General features: G+C 63.6%; 14 protein-coding genes. 10 read left to right on the top strand and 4 right to left on the bottom strand.

Annotated features, from left to right (window positions below; genetic code table 11):
• The first annotated feature begins 4 nt into the window (after window positions 1–4).
• Genes F8A10_RS08665 through F8A10_RS08655 form a run of 3 tightly spaced genes read left to right on the top strand, consistent with a single transcriptional unit; the run spans window position 5 to window position 6,293 of the window.
• Window positions 5–997, top strand: coding sequence for a glycosyltransferase family 2 protein (locus F8A10_RS08665; protein ID WP_152367141.1), 993 nt, complete (start codon window positions 5–7; stop codon window positions 995–997).
• The gene (locus F8A10_RS08660; RefSeq protein WP_152367140.1) at window positions 994–5,673 is read left to right on the top strand and encodes a MupA/Atu3671 family FMN-dependent luciferase-like monooxygenase; all 4,680 of its coding nucleotides are present in this window, start codon (window positions 994–996) and stop codon (window positions 5,671–5,673) included. The genes F8A10_RS08665 and F8A10_RS08660 overlap by 4 nt, the downstream gene beginning before the upstream one ends.
• On the top strand, window positions 5,670–6,293 hold the full coding sequence (locus F8A10_RS08655; RefSeq protein WP_152367139.1) for a 4'-phosphopantetheinyl transferase family protein: 624 nt from the start codon (window positions 5,670–5,672) through the stop codon (window positions 6,291–6,293). The genes F8A10_RS08660 and F8A10_RS08655 overlap by 4 nt, the downstream gene beginning before the upstream one ends.
• Here the strand turns inward: F8A10_RS08655 and F8A10_RS08650 are convergent.
• A complete protein-coding gene (locus F8A10_RS08650) occupies window positions 6,274–7,479 on the bottom strand; it encodes a glycosyltransferase (protein ID WP_193668203.1) in 1,206 nt (401 codons plus the stop codon). The genes F8A10_RS08655 and F8A10_RS08650 overlap by 20 nt on opposite strands.
• 392 nt (window positions 7,480–7,871) lie before the next feature.
• The gene (locus tag F8A10_RS08640) at window positions 7,872–8,570 is read right to left on the bottom strand and encodes a sugar transferase (protein ID WP_152367137.1); all 699 of its coding nucleotides are present in this window, start codon (window positions 8,568–8,570) and stop codon (window positions 7,872–7,874) included.
• 377 nt (window positions 8,571–8,947) lie between these two features.
• On the opposite strand from F8A10_RS08640, the gene F8A10_RS08635 reads away from it, so the two are divergent.
• Complete coding sequence (locus F8A10_RS08635; RefSeq protein ID WP_227493372.1) at window positions 8,948–9,634, top strand: hypothetical protein; 687 nt, start codon at window positions 8,948–8,950, stop codon at window positions 9,632–9,634.
• On the opposite strand, the gene F8A10_RS08630 is transcribed toward F8A10_RS08635, so the two are convergent.
• Window positions 9,631–10,458 carry a glycosyltransferase gene (locus F8A10_RS08630; RefSeq protein ID WP_152367136.1) on the bottom strand — a complete coding sequence of 276 codons (828 nt, stop codon included), beginning with the start codon at window positions 10,456–10,458 and terminating at the stop codon, window positions 9,631–9,633. The genes F8A10_RS08635 and F8A10_RS08630 overlap by 4 nt on opposite strands.
• A gap of 297 nt (window positions 10,459–10,755) precedes the next feature.
• On the opposite strand from F8A10_RS08630, the gene F8A10_RS08625 reads away from it, so the two are divergent.
• The 4 genes from F8A10_RS08625 to F8A10_RS08610 all read left to right on the top strand — a co-directional run bounded on the left by F8A10_RS08625 (window position 10,756) and on the right by F8A10_RS08610 (window position 16,743).
• Window positions 10,756–11,460 carry a CpsD/CapB family tyrosine-protein kinase gene (locus F8A10_RS08625; protein WP_010395555.1) on the top strand — a complete coding sequence of 235 codons (705 nt, stop codon included), beginning with the start codon at window positions 10,756–10,758 and terminating at the stop codon, window positions 11,458–11,460.
• Between the two features lie 69 nt (window positions 11,461–11,529).
• Complete coding sequence (locus F8A10_RS08620; protein ID WP_237701504.1) at window positions 11,530–12,996, top strand: GumC family protein; 1,467 nt, start codon at window positions 11,530–11,532, stop codon at window positions 12,994–12,996.
• Window positions 12,996–14,378 (top strand): oligosaccharide flippase family protein, encoded by a 1,383-nt coding sequence (locus tag F8A10_RS08615; protein ID WP_152367135.1) that lies wholly within the window; start codon window positions 12,996–12,998, stop codon window positions 14,376–14,378. Before F8A10_RS08620 ends, F8A10_RS08615 begins: the two co-directional genes overlap by 1 nt.
• An 82-nt stretch (window positions 14,379–14,460) precedes the next feature.
• Window positions 14,461–16,743, top strand: a complete 2,283-nt coding sequence (locus F8A10_RS08610; protein WP_010395549.1) for an NADP-dependent malic enzyme — start codon at window positions 14,461–14,463, stop codon at window positions 16,741–16,743.
• Window positions 16,744–16,815: 72 nt separating this feature from the next.
• On the opposite strand, the gene trhO is transcribed toward F8A10_RS08610, so the two are convergent.
• On the bottom strand, window positions 16,816–17,712 hold the full coding sequence (trhO, locus tag F8A10_RS08605) for an oxygen-dependent tRNA uridine(34) hydroxylase TrhO (RefSeq protein WP_085502269.1): 897 nt from the start codon (window positions 17,710–17,712) through the stop codon (window positions 16,816–16,818).
• A gap of 99 nt (window positions 17,713–17,811) precedes the next feature.
• Here trhO and pncA point away from each other — a divergent pair, with 99 nt between their 5' ends.
• Both pncA and pncB read left to right on the top strand, forming a co-directional pair.
• A complete protein-coding gene (gene pncA / locus F8A10_RS08600; protein WP_010395545.1) occupies window positions 17,812–18,408 on the top strand; it encodes a bifunctional nicotinamidase/pyrazinamidase in 597 nt (198 codons plus the stop codon).
• Window positions 18,405–19,715 (top strand): nicotinate phosphoribosyltransferase, encoded by a 1,311-nt coding sequence (gene pncB / locus F8A10_RS08595; RefSeq protein ID WP_193668109.1) that lies wholly within the window; start codon window positions 18,405–18,407, stop codon window positions 19,713–19,715. Before pncA ends, pncB begins: the two co-directional genes overlap by 4 nt.
• Window positions 19,716–19,759: the final 44 nt, after the last annotated feature.

The following is a 19,759-nucleotide window of genomic DNA, read 5'->3' as shown; positions in this document are numbered from 1 at the left end:
TCCCATGACCCGGCCTGCACATATGCCCAGCGTTCATGTCATCGTGCTGAACTGGCGCACGCCAGAGATGTCTTTGCAGGCCGCCGAGGCCGCATTGCGCGAAATGCAGGGCATCGACGGCGGGCTGACCATCGTGGACAACGACTCGGGCGATGGCAGTTATGAGGCGATACAGACCGGGGTGCTTGTCCGTGGCTGGTCCCCAGACCGGGTTGAGGTGGTGCAGTCGGGCTGGAATGGCGGATTTGGCGCGGGGAACAATTACGGCATCCGTCAGGGGCTGCCGGATGGCCGACGCGCTGACCTGATCTATCTGCTGAACTCGGACGCGATCCCGCAGCCGGGGTCTATCCGGGCGCTGGTCGATTATCTGGGCACCCATCCCCGGGCCGGGATTGCCTGTTCGCGCCTGCGCGGCGTTGATGACGTGCCCCATAGTACTGCCTTTCGCTTTCCCAGCGCGGCAAGCGAATTTGAAGCGATGAGCCGGACCGGGCCGATCACCCGGCTTTTCAGGCGCAAGGTGGTGTCTTTGCCGCAGCCTGAACGCTCTTGCCCCGTGGATTGGTCGGCAGGCGCTTCGATGATGATCCGCATGGACGTGCTGGATCAGATCGGCCTCTTTGATGAAGGATTTTTTCTTTATTACGAGGAAACTGACCTCTGCCACCGTGCCGCCCTTGCCGGCTGGCAGACCCATTATGTGGTCGAAAGTCTGGTGCTGCACATCGGTTCGGTAAGCACCGGCATGAAGCAATGGAGGCGTGCGCCGGATTACTGGTACGATTCACGGCGGCGCTATTTTGAAAAACATCATGGGCGGCTGGGCGCGCTTTGGGCCACGGTCGCGCATCTGGGCGGCGCGGGAATATTTCGCCTGCGCTGTCTTTTGTCGGGGCGCAGGGCGGATATGCCGCCGGGCCATCTGGCCTGTCTGACGCGCCACGCGCTTCGTTTTCAGCCAAAGCCCGTTCATGTTGAAAAGGGTAAGCCATGACGCAATTTTCCGCGATTCTGGTGGGTAATGAATCCCTGTTGCGCCACGCGGCCGAGATGCTGCTGGCGCGCGGGCATCGCATCAATGCGGTGGTGACGCGCAACCCCGGCCTGCGCGACTGGGCGCAGGGTGCGGGGCTGGCGGTTGAGGATCAGGATGCGCCGATGCCGGCTGACGCACCCCAGGCCGACTGGTTGTTCAGTGTGGCCAACCTTTCGATCCTGCGGCCCGGGATGCTGGCGCGCGGTCGCCAAGGTGCGATCAACTTTCACGATGGGCCGCTGCCCAAACTCGCGGGGCTGAATGCTCCGGTCTGGGCGATCATCGGTGGCGAGGCGCAGCATGGCGTCACCTGGCACATGATCGAAGGCGGCGTGGATGAGGGTGACATCCTGACCCAGCGCCTGTTCGGGATCCGTCCCGACGATACGGCCCTGACCCTGAACGCGCGCTGCTTTGCCCGTGGGGCCGAAAGCTTTGCCGAAGTGGTCGACCAGCTGGAGACGGGCACCATTCAGCGCATCCGGCAGGACCTGTCGCTGCGCAGCTATGTCGGCCGCGACAAGCGTCCTGAGGCGGCCGCGGTTCTGGATTTCTCGCAACCGACGGCGCAGATCGGGGCGCTGGTGCGCGGTCTGGATCACGGCGGTTACTGGAACCCGCTGGTCATGCCCAAGATCGTGCTTGGCGATCAGGTGCTGCTGGTCACGGGATCAGAAGGGGTCGAGCCCACCCGTGCCGCGCCGGGGACAGTGCTGGCGGCGGATGGGGATCTGGCGCTGATTGCGGCGGTGGATGGGGCGGTGCGGCTGCGCCTTGCCTCTGACGCGCCTGCGGTGGGTACGGTGATCGCGCCGATAGCTGAAGATGAGCGTGCGCGCCTGACCGACCTGGCTGCGCAGGCTGCGAAACATGACGGATACTGGCGGGCGCGGCTTGCGCGGATGAACCCGGGGGTGCTGGCCGGCGAAGCCTCGGGCAAGAGCCGGCGGCTTGCCCTGATGCCTGGTGCTGCGCCTGAACGTATCGCTTTGGCCGCGGCGCTGTTGGCGCGGCTGGCCGGGCAGGCCGAGCTTGACCTTGCGCTGCGCCCCTCGGGCCAGCCCGAGGCAGCAGGGATCGTTGCTGATTGGCAGCCCCTTTTGGTCAATGCCTCGGGGGGGCAGACGCTTGCCGAACTGGGGCAGGCGCTGGCCGATGAGATCACCTTGCAGGCCAAGCGCGGCTTCTTCATGGCCGATCTTTTGTACCGCGCGCCTGAACTGCGCGGCATGGCGGTGCCGGATCTGGCAATCAGCCTTGATATGCAGGGGCCGGTCCGGGGCGCGGCGCTGACCGTGACCCTGACCGAAAGCGGCGCCTGGCTGGATCACGACCCCGGTCGGGTCACCCCCGCGCAGGCGCAACGGCTGGCGCGCGCGCTTGATGCGGGGCTGGCCTTGCCCGCTGCGACGCTGCTGCGCGATATTCCCCTGATGGACGACGCCGAGCGCCAAGAGCTTTTGGTTGCGCGCAATGCCACTCGGGTCGATGTGCCGCTGGTCTGCATTCACGAAATGATCTCGGCAATGGCGGCCAGCGACCCGGATGCTGTCGCGCTGGCGTTTGAGGATCGCACGTTGACGCGCGGCCAGCTTGACCGTGCTGCCAATGCGCTGGCGGCAAGGCTGGTCCAGATGGGCGTCGGGGCAGATCAGCCGGTGGGGCTGTTTGCCCGCCGCTCGCCCGAGCTGGTGATCGGTGCGCTGGCGATCTGGAAGGCGGGCGGGGCCTATGTGCCGCTGGACCCCGATTATCCTGCCGACCGGATCGAACTTTACATCGAGGATTCGGGCGCGGCTGTCGTGCTGGTTCAGGACGGTCTTGCCGACCGGCTGCCCAGGCACAGCGCGCAGGTGGTGACTATTCCGACCGGTCTGCCCCATGGGCTGGTCGCGCCGCCCGCCAGCGCCGTCGGCCCTGAAAATCTGGCCTATCTGATCTATACCTCGGGTTCGACCGGTCGGCCCAAGGGCGTGATGGTTGAACATCGCAATGTCGCGAACTTCTTTGCCGGGATGGATGAGGTCATTCCCCATCAGCCAGGCGACGCATGGCTGGCGGTGACCAGCCTGTCCTTTGACATCTCGGTGCTTGAGGTTTTCTGGTCGCTGGCGCGTGGTCTCAGACTGGTTATCGCCAGCGAGGAATCGCGGCTGGCAGTCTCTGCGACCCCGGCAAAGCCGCGCCACGAGGTTCAGGGTGGCATGCAGTTCAGCCTGTTCTACTGGGGCAATGACGACGGGCCGGGGCCAAGGAAATACCAGTTGTTGCTGGAGGGCGCACGCTTTGCCGATCAGAACGGCTTTGTCGCTTTGTGGACGCCCGAGCGTCATTTCCATGCCTTTGGCGGGCCATATCCGAACCCGTCGGTTTCTGGTGCGGCGGTCGCTGCGGTGACCAGGAATATCTCGGTCCGCGCCGGTAGCTGCGTTCTGCCCCTGCATCACCCCGCCCGGGTGGCCGAGGAATGGGCGGTAATCGACAACCTGACCTCGGGTCGGGCGGGTCTTGCCATCGCCTCGGGCTGGCAGCCGGACGATTTTGTCCTGCGCCCCGAAAACGCGCCGCCAAACAACAAGGCCGCGCTTGCGCAGGGCGTGGATCAGTTGCGCCGCCTGTGGCGCGGCGAGGCGGTCGAGTTCCCGCGCAAGGACGGCAGCATGTTCGGTGTCGTGACCCAGCCCCGTCCGGTGCAAAAGGAACTGCCGTTGTGGATGACGGTGGCCGGAAACCCCGATACCTGGGTCGAGGCCGGGCGTCTGGGCATGAATGTCCTGACCCATCTGCTGGGCCAAGGCATTGATACCGTGGCAAGCCGCATCAAGGATTATCACGCCGCGCTGCGGTCTGTGGGGCATGACCCGGCGAATTTCACCGTCACGCTGATGCTGCACACCTGTCTGGCCGAGGACCGCGAGACGGCGCGCGAAATTGCCCGCGAGCCGATGAAGAGCTACCTGCGCAGTGCCGCGGCTCTTGTCAAACAATACGCCTGGGACTTCCCGGCCTTCCGCCGTCCGGCGGGCATGACGAACCCGATGGCGATCGACCTTGGTTCGCTGTCCGAAGAGGAACTGGACGGCATCCTGGAATTCGCGTTTCTGCGCTATTTCGAGGATTCCGGGCTGTTCGGTTCGATCAAGGACGGGGTTGCGCGGGTCGAGCAGCTTAAATCCATCGGCGTGGGTGAGATCGCCTGCCTGATCGACTATGGCATTGCGCCCGAACAGGTGGTGGCGGGCTTTCCGCTGCTGGCCCGGCTGCGGGCCGAGGTGAACCCACATGGCGACCAGCCCGAGGATGGTGATTTCTCGATTGCCGCTCAGATCCGGCGCTGGAAGGTCACCCATCTGCAATGCACGCCCAGCATGGCGCGCATCCTCGTTTCGGACCCTCAGGTCGCGGCAGCCATGTCGGGACTGAAATGCGTGATGGTCGGGGGCGAGGCGTTGCCGCCCTCGCTGCTTGCTGAGATCAAGGCGGCGACACGGGCGCGGGTCCTGAACATGTATGGCCCGACCGAGACGACGATCTGGTCAACCGTCGCCGATCTGACCGACACGGCCGAGGTGACACTGGGCCGGCCTATCGCGAATACCCGGCTTTATGTGCTGGATGGCGATGGTACGCCCGTGCCCCCCGGTGCGCAGGGCGAGCTGTGGATTGGGGGTCATGGCGTCGCGCGCGGCTATTGGCAGCGTGAGGATCTGACCACGGCGGCCTTCCGTCCCGATCCTTTCGTCCCGGCGGATGGTGCCCCGCCTTGGGGTGTGCGCATGTATCGCACGGGGGATCTGGTGCGCTGGGGCGAGGATGGTGGCCTTGATTACATCGGCCGGGCCGATCATCAGGTCAAGCTGCGCGGTTTCCGCATCGAACTGGGCGAGATTGAGGCCCAGCTTGCCGCCCAGCCCGGTGTGTGCGAGGCGGTGGCGCTGGTGCGTGAGGATGTGCCCGGCGACAAGCGGCTGGTGGCCTATGTCACCGGCGCCGCCAATCTGTGCGAAAAGCGGCTGCGCGAAGCTCTGCAGGCGCATTTGCCCGTCCATATGGTGCCTGGTCGGATTGTGCGGCTTGAAAAGATGCCGTTGACCCCGAATCGCAAGATTGACCGGAAGCACCTGCCGGTCCCGGGGGCCGTGACTTCTGCCCCGATCGGGACTGCTGCCGGGGTCGCGACGCAGACGGCCATCGAGGCCGTCCCCGCCGCCGCGGCTATGGCCGCGAACACCGCCCCGACCGAGGATCTGTCGAAGGAGGTGCAGGCGATCTGGTGCGAGGTGCTGGGGGTCGAACAGGTTGGCCCGCGCGACAGTTTCTTTGCGCTTGGCGGCCATTCGTTGCTGGCGATCCAGCTGCACCGGACCTTGCGTGACCGGCTGGCGCTGCCGCGGCTGGGGGTGACGGATATCTTCCGTTTCCCGGTCATGGGGGATTTCCTGCGCCATGTCGCAAATTTGGTCCCGGCCAATGACGCAGCCCCCGTGGCGGCTGCCGCGCCGTCGGTTGTCACCGCCCAGACGCCGGCACCGGCTGCGCCCGTGGCGGCGCCTGCCGCTACGCCATCCGTCGCGGGGGATGACATCATGGCCCGGCGGCGGGCCTTGCGGGCACAATTGCGCGGCGCGCGGTGAGCGCTGCCGCTGCCCTTGAGGCGCTGGCGCGCCGCTTGCTGCCCGTCGGTTATGGCTGCGCAGTGCTGCCCCTTAGTGCGCAGCCCGCGCCGCTGTTGCCCGAGGAGAGGGTGGCCATCGTCCGGGCCGTTCCCAAGCGGCAGCGCGAATTCGCCTTAGGTCGCACCGTCCTGCGCATGGCGATTGGTGAGGCTGGGCATGATTTGCCGCCAACGCGCCCCATTGCAATGCGGCCCGACCGCCAGCCCGACCTGCCCGGAGGCATTCACGCCAGCCTGTCGCATGGCGGCGATTACTGCATAGCCATTGCCGCGCCCCCCGGAGGGGTAAGCGTCGGGATCGATATCGAGCCCTGCGACCGTGACCAGCCTGCCGGGCTGACCGAGGCGATCATGCCGTTTCGCCTGCACACTTCTGCGGCGCCTCTTTTGGCCTTTTGTGCCAAAGAGGCGATGTTCAAGGCGCAGTATCCGCTGACCCGCCGTATGCTGGATTTCCGCGAGGTACCGGCTGTGATCGGCCCTGCGCGCTTTCGCGCCTGCATGGGGGATCGGCTGATCGGCGGGCGCTGGGGGCGGGTCGAGGGATACTGGCTGGCCGTCAGTCTGTGGCGCGGCTGATAAGCTCTGCCAGCCTTTGTGCAGATTCCTGGATGTCGTGACGCCTGATGACGCGGGCGCGGGCGGCCATGCCCATGCTGTGAAGTGTCCGGGGATCGGCTTCGGCCGCGTCCAGCATGACGCGGGCAAGGGCCTCGGGGTCTCCGGCGGGGACGAGCCAGCCTTCATGTCCGGGGCGCACCAGTTCGGGGATGCCGGCGATATAGGTGGCGATGATCGGCCGGGCGCAGGCCATCGCCTCCATGATGACGACCGGCAAACCTTCGGCAAAGCTGGGGGTGACAAGCACATGGGCGGCGTCAAGTGCAGCGCGTACGCCCGCCTCGTCCTGCCAGCCTAGCAGCCGGACGGCAGCGCCCATGCCTTCGGCGGCGATCAGCGCCTCGATCTGGGGGCGCAGTTCTCCGTCCCCGACCAGTGACAGGCGCAGCGCGGGGTTTTGACGCCACGCCGAGGCAAAGGCGCGGATCAGCAGGCCAAAGCCCTTTTGCTCGGCAAAGCGGCCGATGGCGACCATGTGAAACGGGCCTTGCGGCAAGGGCGCGGGGTCAGCCCAACGGGTAAGGTCAAGGCCGCAATGTACCACATGGACCTTGTCCCAGTCCCCGGGCGCTGCCCAGCGGCAAAGCTGTGAGCGGCCATAGCTGCTGACGGCGACACAGAACTCGGCAAGCGCAAGCTTGCCGCCCAGATCAAGCGCCTGGACATTGTCGAACTCTTCCGGCCCGTGGACCGTGAAGCTAAAGCGCGGTCCGCCAAGCAGCCGCGCGTAGGCTGCGACCCGGGCCGGGTTGGTCCCGAAATGCGCATGGATATGGGTCAACCCCAGCGCGCGGGCGCGGGCGGCAATACGGGCGCCTTCGGCCAGATAGACGATTTGTCGCGCCAGGCTGGATTCCCCGGCCCGCGCCCGCCGCCATGCCAGCCGCAAAGCCGAGGCAAGCTGGCGCGGCTGAGCGCGGCCTTGCCGGAACAGATCGCCAAGAAGCTGGCGGCCCCCGGCCTCAAGTACGCGTTCGGTCCGGGCATATTCGGCCAGATCGGCGGGATCGGTCAGCGCACCCTTATCCCCGCGCATGGCAAAGCGGTGGATGTGAAAACCCAAAGCCCCGAGCGCGGCGATTTCGCGTCGGATGAAGCTGTGCGAAGGGCGGGGATAGGTGTTCACCAGATAGCCGATTCGCAAGGCGGCGGCTCCCTCTCGGAAATGTGTGGGCTCAGCCAGCGGCATTTTGACAACACCTTGAGCGAGTCCGTGGCTGGTTTGGTTTAACGACGCGGGGTAATATCCTAAGGGCAACCGGCTCTCAAAACTTTGTCTGGCGCTTTGCCGTTTCTTTGGCACTATGGATGTCAGAGATCCTGGTGTTGAAGGAGAACGACCCTGACTGGCATTCTGACCATTAGTATCGCCGTGGCGCTGGTAGGCGCGGTGATCGGGTTCGTAGCCTTTGATCTGCCAGTCTGGGCGGCGCTACTTGTTTATGTGGTCAGCGGAACGGCTGCGATGCTGTTCATTGCCTGGCGGCGCTTTAGATGCGCCGAGCGCCACGAAGTGGTCGAGCGCAGCACAACGGCTCAGTAGCCGGTACAGCGCAGGACCACCCCAACCGTCCGGGCGATGATCGAAATATCGCCCTTAAGGCTTAGTTCAGCGGCATAACGCGCATCGAACGTGGCCCGGGCCGCGAAGGTGCTGTTGTTACGATCCGAGATCTGCCACAGCCCGGTGACGCCCGGCCGCAGATGGTAATAATCCGCTCCGGGATAAAGCTGTGCCTGCTCCGGCATCATCGGCCGGGGGCCCACGATGCTCATGTCGCCGCGCAGCACATTCCACAGCTGCGGCAGCTCATCAAGCGAGGTCTTGCGCAGGAAATGCCCAAAACGGGTGATGCGCGGATCGTTCTTCAGCTTTTGCGTCAGTTCCCATTCGGCCTTGGCCTCGGGATTGGTTGCCAGATGCTCGGCCAGCCGTGCCTCGGCGTTCTCGACCATGGTGCGCAGCTTCCACAAACGAAAGCTGCGGCCTGACCGTCCGACACGCGGCTGCGTATAGAACGGCTTTTCCCCCTGCCACAGGATAATCGTGGCAAGGATAATCACCACCGGCAGAACAATCGGTGCCGCCATCAGGACGGCGATAATATCCAGCGGACGCTTAAGGAAACGGGTGTAAAAGGATCGAACGCCGATGGGTTCACTGGAGACCCCGTCAGAGGGTGGTTGCAGCACCGATCCTATAGCTTCGATATCGAAATCAGTGGTGTGCCGCATTTGGAAACTACCTCAATCAGTACCGGCGCAGTATAGCCCGGATGTGTAATAAAACTAGAATGAATTGGCGTACTGACTAAAAGTATAGGTTTGTTTAAAATCAATAAGTTATATAGCAAATACAGGGTCTTTATATGCCTGTCTGATGGTCGGAATCAAGGATGGTTATGCCCGGCCGTCAGCGTTCTGGTTGATTTTCGGATAATGCGGCAACTGTCGGTTGAGCGGCATGGATTATGTAACTCGGTGATGCCATGATAGGGAATTAATAATCACAATCGATAGTTGTTAATATGTCTGGGATTATGCAATTTTTAATTGAAAGCGTCACTGCTGTCTATATTGGGCATAGCCTTGTCAGCCCTACAGTTCCCGGCATGATGCAGAGTTTGCTGCAAGAGCCGGTCGAAATGCAGATCATCAACGGCGCCCCACTAGAGGTGCAGTGGAATGATGCGCATCATGCCCAAGGGGTGAACGGGCGTGAGTGGCTACCGGAACATCCCGTCGATGCGCTGGTCCTGACCGAGCGTGTGCCTTTGGATCCGGCGATGGAATATCATGACACGCTGGGCTATGCGGCGCGTTGGGTTGCTTTGGCCCGTCAGTCGAACCCGGCGGTGCGACCCTATCTTTACCAGACCTGGGACTATATCGAGGCGGGGCCGACCGGACCCTGGCGCGATCGTATCCTTGCGGATCTGCCCAAGTGGCTGGCTATTGTTGATCACGTGAACATGGACCTGCCACAAGGGGCTGAACCGATGCGCCTGATCCCGGTTGGTCTGGGCATGGTGCGTCTGCATGACGCGGCCAGTGCGGGCGAGGTCCCGGGCGCGACTTCGATCCGCGACTTTTTCCGCGACGACATCCACCCGACCGAGGCGGGGGGCTTTTACTATATCGCGATGATACATTACGCGGCCCTGACCGGCAAAAGCCCGGTTGGCCTTACGAACCAGATCCCCGGGGGCGGGGGTCCCTATCCCCGTGTTCCCAAAGAACAGGCCGAGGTTCTGCAACAGCTGGCATGGCAGACGGTACAGGAATTCGCGGGGCACTAACGTCCCCGCGCCCATTCCTGGCTGTTGCGGCCCAGCCGGACGGCCAGGGCCACCGTGGAATAGGCAGCAAAGCCCAGCGGATCGCGGGACGCAAGACCGACCAGCTGGGCCTTGCTGGGGCGAACATGGCCCTGCCGGGGCGGCAGTTCGGGGAACAGGCGCGCGATCTCGGCCACGCCCTGATCCTGCCGGCGGCGTACGCGTACCAGCCGCGAAAACCCCTCGACCAGCGGCCATTCATAGGGCTCATCGACAAGAAACCGCTCGGTTTCTTCGAATTGCAGCCGCGCGAACGTGTCGTCCGAGATGATGCGCGGAAACGCACCCCAGCGCGCGCGCCCCGCCTGATTGACCGCAAACAGCCCTGCTCCGGTAACGCCCTGCGCGACAAAGGGCAGCTTTTGCCAGAACCGCGCATAGGCACGAGAGACCCAGCTATGCGCCGGTGCGACGACCAGCCGCCCGCCCGCATAGCGCGGCTCTGCCACGTCCAGAATGCGGACAATACCCGAAAGCAGCCTTGGCCCCATGCGGATATCGGCGTCCAGATACAGCCGGATCCCCGGCCCGGCGCAGGCGTCGCCATGATTCAGGGCACCGATCTTGCCGCCCTCGGCCAGTTCCTCGACACGCAGCCGCCAGCCGCGCTCTGCAAAGACGGGGGCGCAGGCGCGTGCGCGGCCGGCAGTATCGTCATGGCAGCCGTTAGCGATCACGATCAGCTCGACCGGCCCCTGATGGTCCTGAGCCAGCACATGGCCGAGGCAGGCGCCTATGTAATCCGCCTCGTCATGGGCGGGCAGGATGATGGTGCAGGGCGTCATTCAGGGGCTGCCAGGTTCTGGGCCGAATCGCCTGGGGTGCAGGGGGTGGGCCGAACGGGCGCACCATTCTGCCTGGGGTGGCGTTGCGCAACGGGGCAGTGCACCAGAAAGGGGCGGGAAATACCGCGTATCATCGTGCTCCGGCATGTTTTCAGTTGTCGCGTTAATGACCTGGACGTTACCATGCCGGTGCCGGACGAGTCATCGGCAGGCCGCCGTCGCCCAGGACGGCACTGTTTCATCAGAGGCAAAGGGGCCACAGGTTTGACGCCTGCGACAGGGAATCAACCGGACAAGATGCCGGCTGGACAAACTGCACCCAATGCGGCGTGGGGTCAGGTCTCCAGCAAGTTCATCCGCCGTGAGGCGGCGCTGGCCGCATCGGATGCGAAACACGCCAGGATCATTGCGCAACGGTTTGCGCTGTTGCGCACCCGCATCCTGCGCGAGATGCGCAGCCGCGGCTGGCGCAAGCTGGCGGTGGTGCCGGTGACGCCGGGGGCGGGCGGTACCTTCGTCGCGGTCAATCTGGCACTGGCTCTGGCGCGTCAGCCCCATACGCGGGTCGCGCTGATCGACTTTGACCTTGGCCGGCCCGGCGTTGCGGGCCAGTTGGGCATTCCTGGCTGTACCGCCGTTTCTGCCGCGCTGCGTGAGGGGGGCGATCTGGGCGGGTTGGTTTCGCGTGTAAACGAGGCGCCGAACCTTTCGGTGCTGGCCCCCGAAAGGGCTGAGCCGAACGCGGCCGAGCTTTTGCAGGACGAGGCGCTGGCACAGGCCATGACCCGCCTGCACGACAATCGCCCGGTCGAAATTTCGATCATCGACACGGCGGCGCTTTTGGATCAAGACGCGGCGCTTGCTGCCCTGCCTTTGACCGATGCGCTGCTGCTTGTCGCGGACGGGCGGCGCGGCACCGCCGCCGACATGGAGGAATGCGAGCGGCTGCTAGCAGGCATGCCGCCTGTTATGGGCGTGGTCCTGAATAAATCGGAAGATTAATGTTCATTATTTGATCAAGACAGGGCTCAGGATTTGGGACCGATTCAATCCTTGCAGGATCTGATTTCGATGGTCTGGCGGCGCTTGCCGCTGGTCCTGACGATCGTGGTTCTGGGCGTACTGGTTTCTTTCTATCTTATCGTTTCTTCGCCGCGCATTTATCAGGCCTCGGCGGTGATCCAGATCGACATGCCTGCCGCCATCGAGCAGGGCAGTGACAGCTCGCTTCCGGCCTCGCGCCGGGTGCAGCTGATCGAACAGCGTCTGATGGCGCGTGCCAACCTGCGCGACGTGACCGAGCGGCTGGGTCTTTTCGCTGACTCCCCCCTGAGCGAAAGCGAAAAGCTGGGGGCGTTGCGCAACTCGACCAAGATCGAAAGCATCACCGCACCTGGCGTTTCGGTCGATTCGCGGATGTCTCTGGCCGCTATCGTCATCACTGCGCAGGCCGAAACCCCGGTGACGGCGGCGGCGATTGCCAACGACTTTGCCGACAGCGTCGTCAACCGCGACCGCGAGAACCGCAATGCCCGCATCCTTGAATCGCAGGAATATCTGCGCTCGGAAGAGCGCCGCCTGAACGAGGCCCTTTCGGTTCAGGAACGCAAGGTGATCGAATTCAGCAGCCGTAATGAGGATTCGCTGCCTTCATCCCAGGAATTTTTGCAGACCGAGCTGGCCCAGCTGACCGAGATGGAAACGGCGCTGGACCGTGACATCATGACCCTGCAGCGCGAGCGGCTGTCGCTTGAGGCGGGCGGTACGGCGGCGGATGCCCGCCCCTCGGCCTCGCTGGTTCAGCAGATCCGCGCGGCAGAAATCGAACTGGCGCAAGCCCGCCGCACCCTTTCGCCCGAGCACCCCGAGATCAAGCGCCTTGAGGAAAACCTTGAGCGGCTGAACAGCGGGGGCGGCAGCGGCGGCTCGGATGTGGTGCGCCGTCAGGCCGAACTGATCGACGCCCAGTTGGCCCAGCTGAACGAGCAAAAGGCCGGCATCGCCCTGCGCCGGGCCGAAATTGATCAGGCGCGCGCCCGTTCGGCCCAGGTCACGCGTGAGCTTGAGGCGATGAACCGCGAACAGCGCCGCCTGCAGGATCGCTATAATGAGATCTCGCGCCAGCTGGCTCAGGTCGAGACGCAGCAGATGCTGATGGAAAACGACCAGACCGAGCGGTTTGTCCTGTTGGAACGCGCCCTGCCGCCAGAATATCCCGCCCTGTCGAACCGCAAGAAAAGCGCGGTGATGGGGGTGGGGGGCAGCATCGCGCTGGCGCTTGCCGTGGCCTTTGTGCTTGAGTTGCTGAATCCGGTCCTGCGCCGCGGCGACCAGTTTGCACGCGTGACCGGCACCCGCCCGGTCATCTCATTGCCTTATCGCCTGTCCAGGGCTGACCTGCGCGCGCGCCGTCTGCGCAATATCTATATGATCGTGCTGCTGGTGGTGGGCGTCTTTGTCGCCCTGTGGCTGATCGGCAAGGTCCCCGGCCTGCCGTCCCCCGGCGTCGTCAGCATGCCGACCGACGGAATGGGCTGATGACTCAGCAGGAGGTAACCTCTGACGCGCATGTCTCCGAGGCACCGCGCAGAAAGGGCCTCGCTTCGCGCGCGCTGGGCAGCGGCATGTGGTCGATGGCGAATTTCGGCCTGGGCCAGATCATGCGGCTGGGGTCGAACCTGATCCTGACCCGCATTCTTAGCCCGGATGATTTCGGCCTGATGGCGCTGGTGACCAGTTTCCTGATCGGGCTCAGCATGTTCAGCGACATGGGCTTTGGCCCCTCGATCATGCAGAGCAAACGCGGGGATGAGCCGGATTTTCTTGATACGATCTGGACGCTCAAGATCATCCGCGGTTTTCTGATCTGTCTTGCCGCGATGGTGATGGCATGGCCACTGGCGGTATTTTATGACGCGCCGCTGTTTGGCTGGGTGTTCCCGGTGGCGGCGACCTCGATGATTGTCGGGGGCTTTCTGCCCACCCGTATCGACACCGCCGCGCGGCATCTGCAAATCGGGCGGCTGACGGTGATCGAGCTGGCCAACCAGCTGATCGGCATCCTGATCACCATTGCCGCCGCGCTGATCCTGAAATCGGTCTGGGCGCTGGTCTGGGGCAATGTCCTTGGGGCCTTTGCCCAACTGTTGATGTTCCGGCTGTTTCTGCCCGGCCACCGCAACCGCTTTCGGATGGAGCCCGAGGCCCGCGCCGAAGTGATGAAATTCGGCAAATGGATCTTTTTCAGTACCATCTGCGGATTTTTGCTGTTTCAGGGCGACCGCATCATTCTTGGCCGGGTTCTGACCCTGCATCAGCTGGGGATCTATAACATCGGGCTGTTTCTGGCGACGGTGCCGGCGATGCTGGGCTCATCCATTGGCGGGCGGCTGTTCATCCCCATGTATCGCGAGCATCCGCCGACGGCGGGCGAGGATCATCGCCGAGCGCTTGCGCGTACCCGCGCAGGGCTGACAGCACTGTTGCTTTCTGTCGCCGTCGTGCTGGCCTGGGTAGGGCCGCCGCTTGTCGATCTGCTTTATGACGCGCGCTATGTCTCTGCCGGGGGTGTGCTGGTCGCCATCGTCTGTATTCAGATGCTGCAGGTCATCCCGATCAGCTATGAATACTCAGCGCTGGCGGCAGGGGATTCGCGTGGCTTTTTCATCATGCAATCGTCGCGCGCGGTGATCTATTTCACGCTGGTCGCGGCGGGGGCGTTCCTTTATGGCCTGCCGGGGCTTTTGATCGGGCAGGCGCTGTCGCAGGTCTTTTGCTATCCGGTGACGGTGTGGCTGGCGCGGCGGCACGGTTGCTGGGACCCGCGCCATGACCTGATTGCCACGCTGGTGGCGCTGGCGGCCGCGGTTACGGCTCTGGCCGGACACCGGGAGGCAATCGTCGGGGCGCTGTTTTCCTAAGATCAGTTTCAAGCATTTTACCCCTTCCGGTTCCTCGGGCCCCGGGTCTATTGCATAAGGCCACGTCATGAGGAGGACCCGGATGAGCGACGACAACACCCCGCGCAAATCCCGCATCACGCGGGAAGAGGCTCTGGCCTATCACCTGGAGCCCCGTCCGGGCAAATTCGACATCGTCGCCTCGACCCCCATGGCGACCCAGCGCGATCTGTCGCTGGCCTATTCCCCCGGCGTTGCCGTCCCGGTCGAGGCGATCGCCGAGCGGCCTGAGACCGCCTATGACTATACCGTCAAGGGCAATATGGTTGCTGTTATTTCAAACGGCACGGCGATCCTTGGGCTGGGCAACCTTGGGGCGCTGGCCTCGAAGCCGGTGATGGAGGGTAAGGCGGTACTGTTCAAGCGCTTTGCCGATGTGAACGCCATCGACATCGAACTGGATACCGAGGACCCTGACGAAATCATCAACGCCGTGCGCCTGATGGGGCCGACCTTTGGCGGTATCAACCTTGAGGATATCAAGGCTCCGGAATGTTTCATCATTGAGCAGCGCCTCAAAGAACTGATGGATATCCCGGTCTTTCATGACGACCAGCACGGCACGGCGGTGATCTGCGCGGCGGGGCTTATCAACGCGCTTGAGCTGTCGGGTAAAAAGATCGAGGACGTGAGGATTGTCCTGAACGGCGCGGGCGCGGCGGGAATCGCCTGTCTGGAACTGTTGAAATCCATGGGCGCGCGGCATGAAAACTGCATCATGTGCGACACCAAGGGCGTGATCTATCAGGGCCGCACCGAGGGCATGAACCAGTGGAAATCGGCCCATGCCGTGGTGACCGAGGCCCGCACGCTGGAAGATGCGCTCAAGGGTGCGGATGTTTTCCTGGGCGTTTCGGCCAAGGGGGCGGTGACGCAGGATATGGTCGCCTCGATGGCCGACAATCCGGTCATCTTTGCCATGGCGAACCCCGATCCGGAAATCACCCCGGAAGAGGCTCATGCGGTTCGTCCCGACGCCATCGTCGCGACCGGCCGCTCGGACTATCCCAACCAGGTGAACAACGTTCTGGGCTTTCCCTATCTGTTCCGCGGCGCGCTTGATATCCACGCCCGCGCCATCAATGACGAGATGAAGATCGCCTGCGCCCGCGCGCTTGCCGAGCTTGCGCGCGAGGATGTGCCGGATGAGGTTGCGGTTGCCTATGGGCGCAAACTGCAATTCGGCCGCGATTATATCATCCCGACCCCTTTTGATCCGCGACTGATCCATGTCGTGCCGCCAGCTGTGGCGCAGGCGGGTATGGATACCGGCGTCGCCCGCCGCCCGATCATCGACATGGACGGCTATGTCCAGTCGCTGAAAGCCCGCATGGACCCGACAGCGGCCATTCTGCAGGGCATCCATGCCCGGGCGCGTCAGGCCCAGGCCCGGATGATCTTTGCCGAAGGCGATGATCTGCGGGTGCTGCGGGCTGCCGTGGCGTGGCAGCGCGGCGGCATGGGGCAGGCGCTGGTCGTTGGCCGCGAAAGCGACGTCAGGGAAAAGCTCGAGGCCGTGGGCATGGGCGATGCTGCCCGTGAACTGACCGTGGTGAACGCGGGCAATTCGCGCCATCTCGATCAATATCACGAGACGCTTTACACCCGCTTGCAGCGCAAGGGTTTTGACCGCGAGGACACCAACAAGCTTGCCAACCGCGACCGTCATGTCTTTGCCGCGCTGATGCTGGCGCATGGCCATGGCGACGGGCTGGTGACCGGGGCCACGCGCAAGAACGCCCATGTTCTGGCTCAGATCGGCAAGGTTTTCGACGTCACGCCCGCTGATGGCGCGGTTGGCATCACCGCCGTTCTGCACAATGGCCGTGTCATCCTGATGGGTGATACGCTGGTTCACGAATGGCCCGAGGCCGAGGATCTGGCCGATATCGCCATTCGCGGCGCACAAGTGGCGCGCGACCTTGGGATTGAGCCCAGGGTGGCCTTTCTGTCCTTTTCGAACTTTGGCTATCCGATCAGCGAGCGCGCGGTAAAGATGGCCCATGCGACCGAGGTGCTGGACGCCCGGCGCGTTGATTTCGAATATGAGGGCGAGATGACCGTTGATGTGGCGCTGAATCCGACGCAGGCGGCGAAATACCCGTTCTCGCGGCTCAAGGGGCCTGCGAACGTGCTGGTGGTGCCGGCGCGGCATTCAGCCTCGATCTCGGTCAAGCTGCTGCAAGAGATGGCGGGGGCGACGGTGATCGGCCCGATCCTGACCGGGGTGCCGCACCCGATCCAGATCTGCTCGACCGGTTCGACAGTGAACGACATCCTGAACATGGCCGCCATCGCGGCAGGCCGGCTGGGTCAGGTCCGGTAAAATGATAAGGCGCCCCGGCACAGGGGCGCCTGTTCAGTCGGGCAGGGCGGTTGTCCGGGTGGTCCCGGGCTGTCAGCCCCCGGCCGCGCCAAAACATTCGCCGCGTTCGACCTGACGCTGTCTTTCGCGGAAACGGGCGCGGTCAGCCTCGGTATATTCGTCCACGCAGCGGTGGCAGCAAACGCCCAGCTCATACTCCGGGCGGTTGCGGTCCTCGGGCGCAAGGGGGCGGCGACAGGCGTGGCACAGCTCATGCTGGCCCTGACGCAGCCCGTGGCCAAGGCTGACACGCTTGTCAAAGACAAAGCACTCACCGCGCCACAGGCTGTCTTGTTCGGGCACTTCCTCAAGATACTTCAGGATGCCGCCTTTGAGGTGAAAGACCTCGGGCAGCCCTTCGCCCAGCAGGAAATTGGTGGATTTCTCGCAGCGGATGCCGCCGGTGCAGAACATGGCGATGCGCTTGCCGGCAAAGCGGTGAGCATTCTCGCGCCACCAGTCCGGGAATTCGCGAAAGCTTTTGGTGCCGGGGTTGATCGCGCCCGCGAAAGTGCCGATTTCGACCTCGTAATCGTTACGGGTGTCGATCACTGCCACATCGGGCGCAGCGATCAGGGCGTTCCAGTCCTGTGGATTGACATAGTTGCCGACCGCGGCAGAGGGATCCACGTCGGGCTGGCCCATGGTGACGATTTCGCGCTTGATGCGCACTTTCATGCGGCCAAAGGGCATGGTCCCGGCCGAGCTTTCCTTCCACTCAAGCGTCTCGCAGCCGGGCAGGGCGCGGATATGGGCAAGGACCGCGTCGATCCCTTCGCGCGTGCCGGCAATAGTGCCATTGATCCCCTCGCGCGCCAGCAGCAGCGTGCCTTTGACGCCGTTGGTGCAGGCGCATCTGGCCAAGGGCGCCCTTAGCGCCTCGGGGTCGGGAAAGCGGGTGAAATGGTAAAGCGCAGCGACTGTCAGCATGGCATCGGCTTAGCGTCCCGCCCGCAGGCATTCAAGTTGCCGCATTGACGCCCCTGCCGCCGGAGCCTACCAATTTTCGGAACAAACCAGAGAGGCACCATGGCAAAGGCCCTGATTGTCATCGACATGCAACTGGACTTCTGTCCGGGCGGGCGGCTTGCCGTCGCCGGCGGGGATGAGATCGTGCCGGCGATCAATGCGCTGATGGCGGGGTTTGACGCCGTGGTGCTGACGCAGGACTGGCATCCCCGTGATCACGCAAGCTTTGCCGACAACCATCCCGGAGCCGCCCCTTTTTCTCAGATCGAGATGCCCTACGGCCCGCAGGTGCTGTGGCCGGCGCATTGCGTGATCGGCAGCGAGGGGGCGGGTTTTCATCCGGGCCTTGACGCGACGCACGCTGATCTGGTGATCCGCAAAGGGTTCCGGGCGCAGATCGACAGCTATTCGGCATTTTACGAAAATGACCACCAGACTGCGACCGGGCTGGCGGGTTATCTGCGGGACCGGTCGATCGGGGATCTGACCTTTGTCGGGCTGGCGCATGATTTTTGTGTCGCCTGGTCGGCCATTGATGCGGTCAGACTGGGTTTCCGCGCTACGGTGGTCGAGGACGCAACCCGCGCCATCGACCTGAACGGTTCGCGCGAGGCCGCGCGTGAGGACATGCACAAAGCGGGGGTGACGCTGGCATGATGACCCCGACTGTCGATATTGCTACCCGGGTCTATAACCATAAATGGAAGATCGACCCGATCGTCCGTTCACTGATTGACGATGATTTCTACAAGCTCTTGATGTGCCAGTCGGTTTTTCGCAACCGGCCGAATACGCATGTCACCTTTAGCCTGATCAACCGCACCAGCTCGATCCGTCTGGCCGAGCTGATCGACGAAGGCGAACTGCGCGAGCAGCTGGACCATGTGCGCGGTCTGTCGCTGACGCGTGGCGAAAGCACCTGGCTGCGGGGCAATACCTTCTATGGCAAGCGCCAGATGTTCCGGCCGGACTTTATGGAGTTCCTCGAAAACCTGCGCTTGCCCGCCTATCATCTGGAAAAGCGCGACGGTCAGTACGAGCTGATCTTTGAGGGCAGCTGGCCCGAGGTCATGCTGTGGGAAATCCCCGCGCTTGCCATCATCATGGAACTGCGCTCGCGCGCGGTGCTAAGGGATATGGGCCGGTTCGAATTGCAGGTGCTTTATGCCCGTGCGATGACCCGGCTGTGGGAAAAGATCGAAGAGTTGCGCAAGCTGGGTCCCGATCTGCGCATCGCCGATTTCGGCACCCGGCGGCGGCACAGCTTTCTTTGGCAGGACTGGTGCGTGCAGGCCATGGTCGAGGGGCTGGGGGATGAGCGTTTCATCGGCACCTCGAACTGTCTGATTGCCATGCGCCGCGACATCGAGGCCATCGGCACCAACGCCCATGAACTGCCTATGGTCTATGCTGCGCTTGCCGAAACGGATGATCAGCTGCGTCAGGCGCCCTATCGTGTCCTTGCCGACTGGCACGAAGAGCATGACGGCATGTTGCGCATCATCCTGCCCGACACCTATGGTACCAAGGGTTTCCTTGAACATGCGCCGGATTGGCTGGCGGGCTGGACCGGCATCCGTGTCGATAGCGGCGACCCCGCTGAGGGGGCTGAGACCGCGATCCGGTGGTGGCAAAGCCGCGGCGAGGACCCGCGCGAAAAGCTGATCATTTTTTCGGACGGGCTGGACGTGGACAAGATCAGGGACCTGTTCCACCAGTTCCACGGTCGCGCCAAGATCAGCTTTGGTTGGGGCACGCTGCTGACCAACGACTTTCGCGGGCTGGTGCCGGGGGATGGGCTCGCGCCCTTCTCTCTGGTCTGCAAGGCTGTGGCAGCCGAGGGCAGGCCGACTGTCAAACTGTCGGACAATCCCGGAAAGGCCACCGGTCCCGAGAATGAGATCGAGCGTTACAAGCGCATCTTTGACGTCGGCCAGCAAAAGGCGATGCAGGTCATCGTCTGAACCGAACCCGCCGCGCCAGAAGGCTTTCCGGCACGGCGGGCTGT

Source organism: Paracoccus kondratievae (assembly GCF_009301415.1).
Lineage (GTDB): Bacteria > Pseudomonadota > Alphaproteobacteria > Rhodobacterales > Rhodobacteraceae > Paracoccus > Paracoccus kondratievae.
Note: the sequence above shows the minus strand (reverse complement) of the source record. Positions and strands in the feature narration are given on the sequence as shown.

What these genes read in the sequence shown, in the direction of transcription:
- F8A10_RS08640 (WP_152367137.1), bottom strand. Translation starts at nt 8,570, where the DNA reads ATGCGGCACACCACTGATTTCGATATCGAAGCTATAGGATCGGTGCTG.
- pncB (WP_193668109.1), top strand. Translation starts at nt 18,405, where the DNA reads ATGATGACCCCGACTGTCGATATTGCTACCCGGGTCTATAACCATAAA.
- F8A10_RS08610 (WP_010395549.1), top strand. Translation starts at nt 14,461, where the DNA reads ATGAGCGACGACAACACCCCGCGCAAATCCCGCATCACGCGGGAAGAG.
- F8A10_RS08620 (WP_237701504.1), top strand. Translation starts at nt 11,530, where the DNA reads ATGGTCTGGCGGCGCTTGCCGCTGGTCCTGACGATCGTGGTTCTGGGC.
- pncA (WP_010395545.1), top strand. Translation starts at nt 17,812, where the DNA reads ATGGCAAAGGCCCTGATTGTCATCGACATGCAACTGGACTTCTGTCCG.
- F8A10_RS08660 (WP_152367140.1), top strand. Translation starts at nt 994, where the DNA reads ATGACGCAATTTTCCGCGATTCTGGTGGGTAATGAATCCCTGTTGCGC.
- F8A10_RS08630 (WP_152367136.1), bottom strand. Translation starts at nt 10,458, where the DNA reads ATGACGCCCTGCACCATCATCCTGCCCGCCCATGACGAGGCGGATTAC.
- F8A10_RS08665 (WP_152367141.1), top strand. Translation starts at nt 5, where the DNA reads ATGACCCGGCCTGCACATATGCCCAGCGTTCATGTCATCGTGCTGAAC.
- F8A10_RS08635 (WP_227493372.1), top strand. Translation starts at nt 8,948, where the DNA reads ATGATGCAGAGTTTGCTGCAAGAGCCGGTCGAAATGCAGATCATCAAC.
- F8A10_RS08625 (WP_010395555.1), top strand. Translation starts at nt 10,756, where the DNA reads ATGCCGGCTGGACAAACTGCACCCAATGCGGCGTGGGGTCAGGTCTCC.
- F8A10_RS08615 (WP_152367135.1), top strand. Translation starts at nt 12,996, where the DNA reads ATGACTCAGCAGGAGGTAACCTCTGACGCGCATGTCTCCGAGGCACCG.
- trhO (WP_085502269.1), bottom strand. Translation starts at nt 17,712, where the DNA reads ATGCTGACAGTCGCTGCGCTTTACCATTTCACCCGCTTTCCCGACCCC.